This window comes from Staphylococcus kloosii (genome assembly GCF_003019255.1).
GTDB lineage: Bacteria > Bacillota > Bacilli > Staphylococcales > Staphylococcaceae > Staphylococcus > Staphylococcus kloosii.
Genome location: NZ_CP027846.1, coordinates 531,624 through 545,517, shown reverse-complemented (window position 1 = coordinate 545,517; position 13,894 = coordinate 531,624). Strand labels below are relative to the sequence as shown.

Annotated in this window: 11 protein-coding genes; 6 read left to right on the top strand and 5 right to left on the bottom strand. The window is 33.3% G+C overall.

What is annotated here, in order from left to right:
- Nucleotides 1–143: 143 nt before the first annotated feature.
- The 5 genes from C7J89_RS02655 (at nt 144) to C7J89_RS02635 (ending at nt 6,785) form a co-directional block, all read left to right on the top strand.
- On the top strand, nt 144–1,799 hold the full coding sequence (locus C7J89_RS02655; RefSeq protein ID WP_103294617.1) for a 5'-nucleotidase C-terminal domain-containing protein: 1,656 nt from the start codon (nt 144–146) through the stop codon (nt 1,797–1,799).
- Nucleotides 1,800–2,450: 651 nt separating this feature from the next.
- A complete protein-coding gene (locus tag C7J89_RS02650) occupies nt 2,451–3,983 on the top strand; it encodes a DUF6583 family protein (RefSeq protein WP_103294616.1) in 1,533 nt (510 codons plus the stop codon).
- Nucleotides 3,984–4,007: 24 nt separating this feature from the next.
- Nucleotides 4,008–5,174, top strand: coding sequence for an ABC transporter permease (locus C7J89_RS02645; protein WP_103294615.1), 1,167 nt, complete (start codon nt 4,008–4,010; stop codon nt 5,172–5,174).
- Entirely contained in the window at nt 5,171–6,094 is a 924-nt protein-coding gene (locus tag C7J89_RS02640; protein ID WP_103294614.1) for an ABC transporter permease, read from the top strand. Before C7J89_RS02645 ends, C7J89_RS02640 begins: the two co-directional genes overlap by 4 nt.
- Nucleotides 6,095–6,104: 10 nt before the next feature.
- Complete coding sequence (locus C7J89_RS02635; RefSeq protein WP_103294613.1) at nt 6,105–6,785, top strand: ABC transporter ATP-binding protein; 681 nt, start codon at nt 6,105–6,107, stop codon at nt 6,783–6,785.
- A 62-nt stretch (nt 6,786–6,847) separates the two neighbouring features.
- On the opposite strand, the gene C7J89_RS02630 is transcribed toward C7J89_RS02635, so the two are convergent.
- The 4 genes from C7J89_RS02630 to C7J89_RS02615 are packed head-to-tail and all read right to left on the bottom strand — an operon-like array spanning nt 6,848 to nt 11,122.
- Entirely contained in the window at nt 6,848–7,975 is a 1,128-nt protein-coding gene (locus tag C7J89_RS02630; protein WP_103294612.1) for a M20 family metallopeptidase, read from the bottom strand.
- Nucleotides 7,976–7,987: 12 nt separating this feature from the next.
- Nucleotides 7,988–8,809, bottom strand: coding sequence for a MurR/RpiR family transcriptional regulator (locus C7J89_RS02625; protein WP_061853904.1), 822 nt, complete (start codon nt 8,807–8,809; stop codon nt 7,988–7,990).
- A gap of 18 nt (nt 8,810–8,827) precedes the next feature.
- A complete protein-coding gene (locus C7J89_RS02620; protein WP_103294611.1) occupies nt 8,828–9,712 on the bottom strand; it encodes a succinylglutamate desuccinylase/aspartoacylase family protein in 885 nt (294 codons plus the stop codon).
- A 27-nt stretch (nt 9,713–9,739) separates the two neighbouring features.
- On the bottom strand, nt 9,740–11,122 hold the full coding sequence (locus C7J89_RS02615) for a YfcC family protein (RefSeq protein ID WP_233432443.1): 1,383 nt from the start codon (nt 11,120–11,122) through the stop codon (nt 9,740–9,742).
- A gap of 247 nt (nt 11,123–11,369) precedes the next feature.
- Between C7J89_RS02615 and C7J89_RS02610 the strand changes: the two genes are divergently transcribed.
- On the top strand, nt 11,370–12,341 hold the full coding sequence (locus C7J89_RS02610) for an SMP-30/gluconolactonase/LRE family protein (protein WP_103294610.1): 972 nt from the start codon (nt 11,370–11,372) through the stop codon (nt 12,339–12,341).
- An 83-nt stretch (nt 12,342–12,424) separates the two neighbouring features.
- On the opposite strand, the gene C7J89_RS02605 is transcribed toward C7J89_RS02610, so the two are convergent.
- Complete coding sequence (locus C7J89_RS02605) at nt 12,425–13,837, bottom strand: hypothetical protein (protein WP_142758783.1); 1,413 nt, start codon at nt 13,835–13,837, stop codon at nt 12,425–12,427.
- Nucleotides 13,838–13,894: the final 57 nt, after the last annotated feature.

The following is a 13,894-nucleotide window of genomic DNA, read 5'->3' as shown; positions in this document are numbered from 1 at the left end:
CAAAAGTATGACTTTTGGTAGTAACGTTTTTTTGTAAATAATTTACCTCAAAAAGTTTACAAGTTTATGTTAGTTACTCGTTATTTAGTGATATGTATTAAACTATACAGTTTTATTTAAATTTTGTATTGGAGGTTTTAGTTATGCAGAAAATAATCGGGGTCATTCTTGGCTTATTACTTTGTTACACAATTATTTCGGCAGGCGCATTTGCATCTGAAAAGAAACAATCAAATCATCATAAAAAGACCACTACAAAACACACTATCTTACATACTAACGATATTCACGGCAGAATGGTTGAAGAAAAAGGTTCCGTCATTGGCATGGCGAAACTGAAAACTTTTAAAGACCAACAACATCCAGACTTAATGTTAGATGCTGGCGACGCTTTCCAAGGGTTACCTGTTTCTAATAATTCTAAAGGCGAAGAAATGGCAAAAGCTATGAATAGCGTCGGTTACGATGCGATGACTTTAGGTAATCATGAATTTGATTTTGGTTACCAACAATTATTACATTTGAAGAAACAGTTAAATTTCCCTATTATTTCATCAAATGTTTACAAAAATGGTAAACGCCCTTTTAAACCTTCTACGGTTATTAAAAGAAATGGTGTCCGTTATGGTATCGTAGCGGTTACTACGCCTGAAACCAAAGTTAAAACAAGACCTGACAGTATTAAAGGTGTTAAATTTGCTGATCCAGTAAGTAGTGCTGAAAAAGAAGCGAAAAAGCTACATAATAAAGCAGATGTCATTGTCGTACTCTCCCATTTAGGTGTAGATCCAGTGACTAAAAAATCATGGCGCGGTGACAATTTAGCACAAGAATTGAATGCTAAAAAATCAATTAAACAACCTGTTATTGTCGTAGACGGACATTCTCACACAGTTTTAGACAAAGGTGAAAAATTCGGCAAAGGTATCGTAGCACAAACAGGTACCGCATTAGAAAACGTAGGCGATATCACATTTAATTATTCCGATAATAAAGTTAGTCATTTAGCAGCAAAAATAATTAACGTTAAAGACGTAAGTAAACTTAAAGGTAATAAAACAATCGCACATCAAGTAAACAGTGCAAACAAAAAATTCTTAAAACAAACTTCAAAAGTCGTTCGCGAACACAATAATGTTAAATTTGAAGGCGCTAAAAACATCGCTAGAACTAAGGAGACTAATTTAGGTAATTTAATTACAGATGCCATGGAAAGTTATGGTAATAAAGAATTCAAACATAAACCAGACTTTGCCGTAACAAACGGTGGCGGCATTAGAGCATCGATTGATAAAGGTAAAGTAACACAAAATAACATCATCACTGTCTTACCTTTTGGTAATACCATTACTCAAATAAGCGTTAAAGGTAGCGACGTTAAAAAAGCATTTGAACACAGTTTAAGTTCCCCTACTAAAACAGAAAATCATAAAAAAGTATTAACACCGAATGGCGGTTTCTTACAAGCTTCAAAATCTATACGTGTTACTTATAATTTAAATAAAGCCAAGCAACATCGCGTCACATCAATTAAAGTATTAGATAAGAAAACTGGAAACTTCAAACAACTAGACCCAGATAAAAAGTATCACGTCGCAACGAATGATTTTACGGCAAATAAAGGCGATGGTTATACAATGTTCGGTGGTAAAAAAGAAGAAGGTATTTCTTTAGACGAAGTTGTAGCAAAATACTTCAAAAAAGCAGACTTGAAACAATATGACACAAGTCAGTCACAACGCATTAAAGAACAGCAAGCAGACAAGAAAAAATCGCACCATAAAGATAAAGCAGCATAATACAATTCATCTCACGACAACCCTATTGTTTTCTTATGCTGTGCTGAACTACCAATAGATGTACTTTTGTTGAGCATAATATTTTAAAGGCTTATTTCTTGGAAATCCTAAGAAATAAGCCTTTAAATTTATATTGAATTTCTTACATTAAGATTATGTTGTGGAATATAATTATAAAATTTAAATCAGTTATTACACTGGCTTAAACAAAAGCAACAAGTAATATTACCAATTTAAAATCTTCGATATATTTCCCCTCCAAATTATAAATTATAAGAATTGATACAACTAATAGTAGTAAAAATTCAAAAGTCACAAAAAACAATAAATTAATAAAAAAGTGTTATTAGGTCCTCCAAAACATATTCATGACCGTCATGCATCAGTGTCCCTTTTCTCGTATAAAAATAGCCATTACATAATTTTAAAAAATTACACTATAAATAACAAAGTATATCACAATCAATTTTTTCATAATTTTAAAGTTTTTTAAACTTTCAATGAATATTGATTTAATACAAAAAATATATTTTTATAATTATGCCTGTGTTTTTATTTTCAAAAATTAATTAAAAAACAAAATTTTCTATTACATTTTATATTAATTGTGCTATTATGTTTACAAACAACTAAACGGGGAGGTAGACGACAATGTCTAAATTAGTGAAAATCATTATTGCCGCAGTTATTGCATTGCTACTTATTGTAGGGATTGGGGGCGCAATAACATACTATTTAGTGAAGAATACACCTAAGAATACTTACTTAATGAGTGAACAAGAAACAGCTAAGCAGCTTCAAGATTACGGTAAAGATCGTTTTAAGAATGAATTTGAATTTCAAGATAAGTTGAAAGATAGTTCTTATTTATTAAATATGAATTTCAGTGCCAATGTACCAGAAAAGTTATTGAAATCTTCTGACATTCCGAAATCAACTGTCGATTCATCAAAAATCAATTTAAAAGTCGGACATGACCCTGATAAAAATAAATCAGTGTTAGCTTTAAATCCAACAATTGCTGATAACGAAATTGGAAAATTCCAATGGGCAGCAAATAGTAAAAACCAATATTATGAAGCACCTATTTTTGATGATAGTTATAAAGCAAAAAATAGTGAACTTGTTGATGTGTATAAAAAAATCACTGGTAATTCAGCATCATCATCAAGTTATTCAAGTTCATCAAAATATTCAAGCACTTCAAGTAGTCAAAACAACGTCACAAATGACAGCTTAAATTTAAATACGATACTGTCTAGTGCTCAAATTTCTAATGATGATTTGAAAGATATTGGGGATCATTACAGTAAATTTATCGTTGATAAGTTAGATAAAGACAATTTCAAAAAAGATAACGCCAAAGTAACTGTAGACGGTAAAAAAGAAGATGTTAAGAAAGTTACAATGAAATTGAGCCGTGGCGAAACGAAAAAATTAACTGTAGCTGTCTTGAAAGAAGCGAAAAAAGATAGCGACATTAAGAAAATTGCTAAAGATAAATTCAACAACAAGTCATATAAGAAATCTATTAACAAAGCATTAAAAGATGCTAAAAAAGCCGACTCAGACGAATATCCAAAAATTACATCTACAATTTGGGAAAAAGATAATCAAATTTTAAAACGTAACTTATTACTTAAGGGACAATATGGTTCAGATGTTAAAATTACAGGTACAAGCCGTATTAGCGACAAAAAACTATTTGTAGACTACAAATTAAAACAACGCCAAGATACATTTAGCATTAAAGGTAGCTCTAAGAAACATGGCGATAACTACACAGATAAATATACATTAGGTTCAAAAAATAGTTACAAATCGGATGGCATCGTTATTTCTAATAAAGAAAAACATAATGGTGACAACCGTACTGACAAAGGTAGCATTAAGAAAAAATCAAAATATGATACTGCTTCAGTAAAATACAATAACGTATTAAACAGTGATCCAAAAAATAATACACAAAAACAAAAACTTGATATTACTACTGATGTCGAAGACGAACCAGTTACATTTACATTAGATGGTAATGTTAAACTGAAAAAACCAATTAAATTCAGTACTTCAGAAGCTAAAGACTTAAACACTATGTCTGATTCTGATTACAAAAAAGCACAAAAAGCAATTTCTAAAAATACTGGCGACTTACTAAAAAAATTACAAAAAGACGTTAAAAAATAATTAACTGACTAAAGGAGTGATTAAATGAAAACATTACAATTGTTTCGTATTTATCACTCCTTTTTATTAAAAAAATGGTATTTATTACTCTATATTGCAGCCGTTATTATCGCCCTATTATCGACATTACTTATTATTCAACACGTTAAGCAACAAGATGCCAAATTTAATATCGGTATTGTTGATGAAGATCATTCCAAAGAAACAAAACTGATATTGAACTCTATGGGAAACGGGAAAAACTTAAGTAAAGATATTCGGTTAAAGCAATATAACAAACACAGAGCGCATCAACTATTACAACAGCAAAAAATTGAAGGCTATTATGTCTTCGAGCACGGTATGACAAAAGCTTTTTACCATAGTGGTAAGCTACCAATTACCGTGTATACATACGATACGCAATCTACAAAAAGCATTGCGATGCATCAATTAACAGACTCTGTCTATAGTAGATTAATGGAAGCAATGGGAGGCGGTCTCGCTTATACTAGCCTTACACCGCATGCGACTAATCACCAAACTTTCATCTTACTAACAGATTTATTATTTACAGGCTTAAATCGTACAGGTCCTTTCGATTATCATCCGTTAAAGCTTTATGATACTGGTAGTTATTACGTTATTACAGGTTATTTAATTTCAATATTCATCGTATTTTTATCACTATTTTCTATTTTAAAAATGAACCAAGAAACGGCACTCAAAAGTAGACTAAGCATGTTTCACTTTTCATTTGAAAAATTAACTTTAATTCGTAGCTTATTTAGTCTTTGTTATACGGCACTATGGACTGTAATGGGTTATATGTGGATTTTGCACAGTTTACCAAATACTTTTGAAAGTTATAACTGGCCGACGGTGGTCATTCATTTAACTTATTACGTCATCATGATTACATTATGGATCACAATTATCGAATTAATAAGCTCCAGTTGGCTAAATTACCTTTTCAAATTGATATTAACGCTATTTATCGTCTTATGTTCAGGAATGATTGTTCCTACGATATATTTCAAACATTTATTGGGCGGTCTATTTATTGCTCAGCCGTTTAGTTTAGTGACGAATCAAATGTTAGAAATTACGTTAAATAACTTTATTTTAGATACTTCACCTATATTTTATAGTAGCTTAATTATTTCTCTCATTTTATTAGCTATAACTCTTGTTTGGAGGTATCGTCGATGATGAAATCCTATGTATATCTCGTAATTATAAAACAATGGAAACACTATTTAGCATTAATCGGTACCTTGCTGTGTGTATCAATTATTATTTGGGGCATTCAACAAAACTTAAATAAAACTTTACGCATACCCGTCGCAGTACAAGATATGAGCAATAGTCAGCAATCAGCAGAACTCATTCATAAATTACGCCATCATGATATTATTCAGCTTGAAAAAATATCGCCAGACGATGGTTATATTGACGAACGTGTATCCAAAAAAGAAGCCGTCGTCAGTATGACAATACCAAAGGATTATGCGACAAAACTTAATCATAATCATTTACAGCATGCCATTAACTTATATGCCCGCGATGATTTTATTGGCAGTATTGCCCTGGAAATAATTAGCAAATCGATTTATGAACAACAAATTCCGAATATCGTTAAAACACATACGAAATTAGCACATAAATCTTACACCATGACGACCATCAAACAACGTGTAACTGAAAAGACGCCTTCGTCTAAAATAGATTATCAAGCGTTAAAACATACTTCTAATCACTCAATTTCGGTAAGTGTTATTTTTGCTTTATTACTTTGTGTGAGCACGATCCAAATCATTCTACATCAACGATTAAAACAAAATGCGGCATTAAATCGATTGGCGCTCTTTCGTTACGGAAAGTCTAAATTATATTTAACATACATTGTCACGCATACATTGATATTATTGTGCACTTTAGGTATCATCGCTTTAATTGTGCAGCAACAACTCAGCTTGATATTTTATTTACGTTCATTGCTAATTATTATTATTTTCGAATGCGGTATCGCTTGGTTACTATTCAAAGTTAATACGTTAAGTCATCGCCTATTTATGGCACTCATATACGGCGTGATGATTGCTATTATCTATATCTTTTTACAATTTTAGGAGTGACGCTATGATTGAACTTACAAATATTAATAAAAGTTTTCGCAATTTGCATATTTTCGACAATCTGAATATGACTTTTAATGATAAACAATTAACAGTATTACTCGGTGAAAATGGTGCAGGTAAATCAACATTACTCCAACTTATCGCCACGTTAGAAAAACCCAACAGTGGCACGATTCAATACTTTGGTGAACGTTTAAATAAACAAGGTGTACGTGATTTAATCGGTTATATTCCACAAGATATTGCTTTGTTCGAACATATGACTGTGAACGAAAACATTAACTGTTTTAAAGCATTATCCAAAAACCCAATATCTGACCAAGCCATTGATACTTATGCACAACAACTTAATTTAACTGCAAGAGACACCAAAGTCGCCAACTTATCAGGTGGCACTAAACGTAAAGTAAATGTTCTAATTGGTTTATTGAGCAATCCAAAAGTGCTTATTTTAGACGAACCTACTGTAGGAATTGATTTGAAATCACGTTATGATATTCACCGTTTACTTAATGATATGAAATCACAACGTCTTATTATTTTAACGACCCATCATTTAGATGAAGTGGAAGCTCTAGCTGACAATATTAAAGTTATTGGTAGCGATCCATTTTACCGTGAAGTGTTGAAAGAGAAAAATTGGTCATTCGAAGTGTATGACAATACAGATAAAGCACATTAAAATAGCCTAGCAGGCGTTAATATCTGTTAGGCTATTTTTTATAAAAGAAATTTCCCTGTTTATTACAATTGTTCAAACAACGTCGCTAATAGTGATGTTCTATCAACTACATACGTCTTATTAATATGTTCATTGCGAGCATGTGGACCTCCGCCAACCCCACCTAAACCATCTAACGTCGGTGTCCCTTGTGCAGCTATAAAACTTCCATCACTACCACCACCGACAGCAACTTGTGCTAATTCAAGATCTAAATCTTGAGCAAATGCTTGTGCCTGTTCAAATAACTTCTCAGTAGCAGTTGTTTTTTCCATAACGGGTCTCACTTGTCCACCACTTATCGTTACTTCTACTTTAGCATTTTGTGCTTCTAGACTTTGAATACGCTCATCTATTTTTTTACCTTCATCGTTGTTATTCACGCGGACATCGACCTTAATTTGAGCGCTATCTGGTCTAACATTTATTCCAGTACCACCTGTGATTGTACCAACGTTAACTGTAGTGCCTGTATCATAATCCGTTAAACTTTCTAAACGTTGAATAAAATAAGCCGCTTCTAATATGGCACTTTCACCTGCTTGATGATCATTACCAGCATGAGAACTCACACCTTTAAAATCTATCGTATAGCGATAAATCCCTTTTCGGAAAGTTTTTAACGCACCACTTTCACCAGTGGCCGCTTCAGCAACTAAACCATAAGCACTGTTACGCGCTTCTTCTTCGATATAAGGTCTAGAAGTTGGCGACGCAATACCTTCATGATCTCCGTTGAAGAGGACGACAATTTTTTTGTTGGTAGTGATATTTTGTTCTTTTAAAGCACGTAACGCCCATAGCACCTGAACGACACCAGTTTTCATATCGATAACACCAGGTCCATATATGGTATCAGCATCTTCGATCAGTTCTAAATCATCAAAATCCCATACTGTATCAAAATGCCCACTTACTAATATTTGTTCATCGCCTTCACCTATATGAAAACGAATATGGTTACCGGTCTCTTGTTGTTCGATGATTTCTAGTTCAATATCTAAATAACTTTTGATTTTATCTTGAATCCATACCCCTGCTTCATCGACAGCCTCTTTATGTGCTGTTGGTGACTGTTTTTGCACGAGGGCTTTTATATCTGCAATAATATCTGCTTCATGTTCAGAAATATAGTCCTTTATTCGTGACAAATCACTTCACTCCTATTCCACTAAATCTTGATTTTCATCATTTAATTGTTCTAATTGTTGAATACGTTCTTTTACTTCATCACTATAATTTTCTCTAAATTGTGTGATGATAACATTAAGCAAACTAATTATCGGCGCTATTTCGTTATAACCACTAACGTCCCTATTTGTTTTCGCGAAAAATACCGAATCAGCCATTTTATATATTGGAGAAACTTGGTTATCTGTAATACTAATAATACGCGCTTGTTGCTTCACAGCATTTTTTATAAATGCCGTTGTATCTTTATGGTATCTAGGAAAAGAAATGGCAACGACTACATCATTAGGCTGCATATCTAATAAATATTTATTCATATGTTGTTTCGTTACGACAGTGACATTTGATTTATACGTACCTAACACATAACCAAACCAGTGTGCTGCACCATATGACGTATTGTTGCCAACAATATACACGTATTGTGCATCATGGATTAATTGCATAGCATAGTTTACCGCTTGTTCATCTAATGATGCCGCCACATCTTGAATTAATGTAATATCTTGGTTCATAGGCGCAAGTATGGATGACGTATTAGGCTCAGTCTTTGATTCCGTATCAAACACATAAGCTCTAATCGCATTTTGCATTTCCGTATATCCAGCAAAACCTACAGTATATGCAAAACGAATTATTGTCGCTTCACTTACTTGTGTGGCTTTTTGTAATTCAGCTAATGTCATATAACTACTTGTCTTTGTATAATTCAAAATATATGTTGCAACTTTTTTCTTTCCGGCTGATAAAGCGTCATATTGTTCTTCAATTGCCTTAATGATATCTTTTGCCATTTAAGCTCCTCCAAAACGTCAGTTTTTAATTTGTGCGATACGCACCATTCTTTCCCCAGCAAAACAATATCTTGGATAATTAATTGCTGCAATATAGCAATCAAATGGTGCTGTTATATTTTCATTATTTAGTTTACCAAGAATCGTACCTTGTTCATAATGAACGCCCGAATTAACATAAGGTACAAATAATCCATGATGTTCAGCTTTCAAGGTCGTCATACTTTCGTGAAAACGGACAGGATGTACTTCTACAATTTTATCAGACTCAGTAGTTGAGATATTGCCAGTATACTTGAAAAAGTTAAGCAATTGTTTAAAACATTTTTCTGCGGCATCAAAATCAATCATACCGTCAGGCTGGCCTCCTTTTAACTCAACTAAGAGCGCTTGTTGTCCTGCTTCACATGCTTCTAAAAACAATTGACCTCTCGCACCACCGGAATGTACCACATCAGAAAAACCTAATAATTTTGCTAAACCAACCTGATGTTCAAATTGACTAAAGAGCGACATTACATATGTTGAACCATGCTGACCACAGCAATGTAAGTCGATAATATAGTCAGCATCTCGTGTATCTTGCCAAATACTATGTGCTAACTGCATAGATTGTGAGCCATGCGCATCACCCGGGAAGATACGGTTTAAATCTAATTGGTCATATGGCGACGTACGCGTACGATTAAAATAAGCTGCTTGATTACAAACTGGAATAATTTTAACCTTACCGTTTGCGCCATGGTCTTCAAAATATTTAACAAACTGACGCGCTACATAAATCGCTGTTTGTTCTACACCATGAATACCTGCCGTGATAACGACTTCAGTTCCTTCACCATCACCAAACTCATATATATCATATGTTGATAAACTAGGATCTTGATATGTTACTGTTTTCATTATTTTGCACCTTCCTATTAATTGTTATTATGCTGGTCCGTAATTAATCAGTACTGCTATGATGACAAAGATGATTGCAATAATTGACCATATAATTACTAATGGAAAAGCAAATCTTACCCATTTCGCGAAAGGTACGCCACCTACTGCTAATATAGCCATTAAAGTACCAGACACTGGCGTAATCATATTAGTAATACCGTCGCCTAATTTGAAGGCGATAACGGCAGTTTGCCTTGAAATGTGCAACACGTCTGCTAACGGTGTCATTAAAGGCATAACTACCGCTGCTTGACCACTACCAGAAGGTACGATTAAATTGAATAATACGTTGAAAATAAACATTGCTACCGCACCTAACATCGGCGGTAAATGACTTAATGGAATAAAGAGTCCATTAACTAATGTGTCTAAAATTTTAGCGTCTTGCATCAGCACAGTAATAGAACGAGCCACTCCGATAATCAAAGCACCAAATAAAATGTTTTTCGCGCCTGTCATAAAGGTTTCTATAAATTCATTCGGCGTTTGTCGCGCAACAATTGCCGTTAAAATACCATCAATTAAAAATAGTGCTGACAATTGATTAACGCCCCAACCTAATTGTAGAGAACCATAAACAAAGACTAATATAGCCGCAAAGAATAATATGATGATTATTTTATGCGCCATTGTGAAGTTCGAACGAGCTTCTACTCCCTCATCGACGACATCTTTTTGGAATCGTTGTTTACCCATAATACTCTTACTCGGATCTTTAGATATCTTTCTTACGTAATGCATCACATACAACAATGTCACAATCATAAATACTATGAACATATAAACACGTAACATCGTTCCAGAGAATATTGGTAACTTAGCTATCGTTTGTGCAACACCTAAAGCTATCGGATCGAATATCGGCGCAACTGCACCAACATAGTAACTCAAATATACGATTGCTACGCCGGCTATCGCATCAAGATTCAACTTGCGTGCCAAGATAACGCCTAACGGAATAAAAGCAATAACTGCATTGGCACTAACACCAAATGCGTGTATTAAACCAAAAGTAATACCAACTACAATAATTAATAAATATATATTGCCACCGGTTTTATCTACGAGTTTTTGAACCGCTGAATTAAAAGTTCCTTGCTTTTCAATAACTGCTACTGCCCCACCCATAATTAATACTAAAAACACTAAATCAGAAGTATCAATTAAACCTTTCGGAATCGACATAAACAAATCCATGACGTTTAAAAATCCACCATTAATATATTTAAAACTACCTGGCACAACTGTATGGTTACTACCAGTCGTTTTGAATTCACCAGATGGAATGATAAAACTCAACAGCCAAACTATTATCAGAATAACGAATAATATTACAAACGTATTCGGCATATTTAACTTCTTTTTCATAGTGACAGCCCCTTTTAAATTGAGTAAGCGCTTACAAAGTAAATGAATTTTTATACTTCACAATTATTATTTGTGAAGTATTCACTACACTTTAACATATTACACTTCATGTTCAAAGTGTAATTATATTGTTCACTATGTTTTTTCGCGTTAGCATTTTGCTAAAAATTGCTTTATACTCGGCTTGAATGCACAATTTCAAATTACATAACAAGTTATTTCACAATATTTTAAGGGGATGAATATAATGTCAGAACAAAATTTACCTACGTTAACTTATAAAGGTGCTTCTAAATCGGCAGTACCAATTATTAACGAAAGTGAATTACAAACAATTACAGCTGAACCATGGGTTAAAATTTCAGATGAAGGCTTACAATTAGAAGGATTATGTTTCGATAGAGCACATAATTTATTTCTATGCGAGGTTTTTGGTGGCAAAGTTTTTCGCGTAGACTTACCAGAAAGACAAGTTTCTACGGTTTTTCAATCCACAAAAACAAACCCTGCCGCTGTGAAAATTCATAAAAACGGCAAACTTTACGTGTGTTATTTAGGTGATTTTGAAAGTAGCGGTGGCATCTATGCAGTAGATGATGCTGGCAATAATTTCGAAGATGTTATTAATGATATTACGACTGAATATTGCGTAGACGACCTTGTTTTTGATAGTAAAGGTGGTTTTTACTTTACTGACTTCCGTGGATATTCTACGAACCCACAAGGTGGTGTCTATTACGTTTCACCAGACCATCAAACTGTGACGCCTGTGATACAAAATATATCCGTAGCAAATGGTGTAGCGTTAAGTACTGACGAATCAGTGTTATGGGTCACTGAAACAAACGCCAACCGTTTACATCGTATTGAGTTACTCGAAGACGGTGTTTCTATCGCACCATTTGGCGCTTCTATTCCTTACTATTTCACAGGTCATGAAGGTCCAGATTCATGTTGCATCGATAGTGACGATAACCTTTACGTCGCTATGTATGGTCAAGGCAGAGTATTGGTATTTAACAAACGTGGTTACCCAATCGGCCAAATTTTGATGCCTAACAGAGACGAAGGTCATATGCTTAGATCGACACACCCAGCATTTATTCCTGGCACAGATCAACTTATTATATGTGCGAATGATATTGAAGCAGGTGGCGATTCTTGGTTATTCACTGCGCGCGGTTTTGCTAAAGGACATAACATTTACCAATTTCATTAAATTTAATGTATACAAAAAATAGAGGTTGCGACATCTAACTGTCACAGCCTCTATTTTAGATTGCTTTCCAAAAATTTATTTGACTAAATATCGTCGTCCCTTTTCACGCTATGGTAAGGGACAAATTTAATTTTTATATCCTGGGGAATATTCCAATATTGTTTAAATAACTTTTCATATTTTTTATTTTTAGGCGTTGGTTGTTGTAAAAATTGTTCGAACGGTAATTTTTCAACTTTATATGAAGTGGCTAAAGGGTCATGGTGATAATCATATTTAAGTTGACCAATACGTGTATCATTCGTGTAATCTACATAAAACATAATACAAATGTATGTGCAACATATTATAGTTACAACAAAGTTCACAGCAAATATAATCCATTTCCTGTTCAATTCAACTTGCGATAATAATATTAATAACAGGACCACCCATATAACGTAAGTTATGTAAAAATAGCCTTGCTCAATTTCATTATAAAAACTAAACGACACCATAAGAAAAATTAATGTACTACTTAAAATATAGAGCATTCGTTTCACATACTTCGCAACTTCAAGATGATTCACCGTCAGCATAGTAGACACTAAAAATATAAGCACTATTATAAAATTAAAGGCATTTAGAACTATAAAGTTATCATACTGTCTAAAGTTGAAATTTTGGTAAATAATAATGGCATAACATTGAAAAATAACTAGCCCACTGTAAATAATAATCTTTTCCCAAAGTCCTACGCTTTGAAAATCCGAGCTTTGCATTAGCAGTACAATAAGTACAATTGTAATGAGGGTTAAAATAATAATATTGTTAAAAAACATACCATTAGTAATAGATATCGTTAAATTTTGATAACTACGTAATGCTAAAGTCAGAACTTCATTACTACTATGAGGTATTTTAATCGATCCATACAATTTATCGTAGGAAGTATGTGCATACATTACAATCGTACCTATTAATGTTAATAAACCACCTAATACTAACTTTGGATGCATTCGATTATATCGAAAACTACAAATAATTAGTGCTCCGATTATTAATATAACGTTAAAAAGTGTCACTTGCTCCAAAAATAGTTGCCCACTAATACTTACAATATAATAAATAATATGATGTCTTTTAGTAAATACGAAATATTTATCAAAAGTTGTCACAACATACCATAAACTATATATCATACATGCTGTTGCCGGCACATAATTATAAAATCCTTCAAACCAACCATACGTATGTCTAAAAAGCGTCGGTGGAATAATGAGCATTAATGCAAATGCAAGCATAAAATACAGTGCACGCTGCTTAACTTTTACAAACTGTACAATTGCGAGAATAGTGCATAAACTAAATAAACTATAAGTTAACCAACGTATGATTTCGCTTCTGACAGCATAAAACTCTAATAAATTGCTTAAATAGCGTCCATTTATATCTATGAAATTATTGTGAAACAATTTAATACCGTAGACACTGTGCCATTGCCAATCACTATGCACGAGTGGTACCCACATGACAAAAACCAAGTAAAACAAGAAACAAAAACTATAGTATTT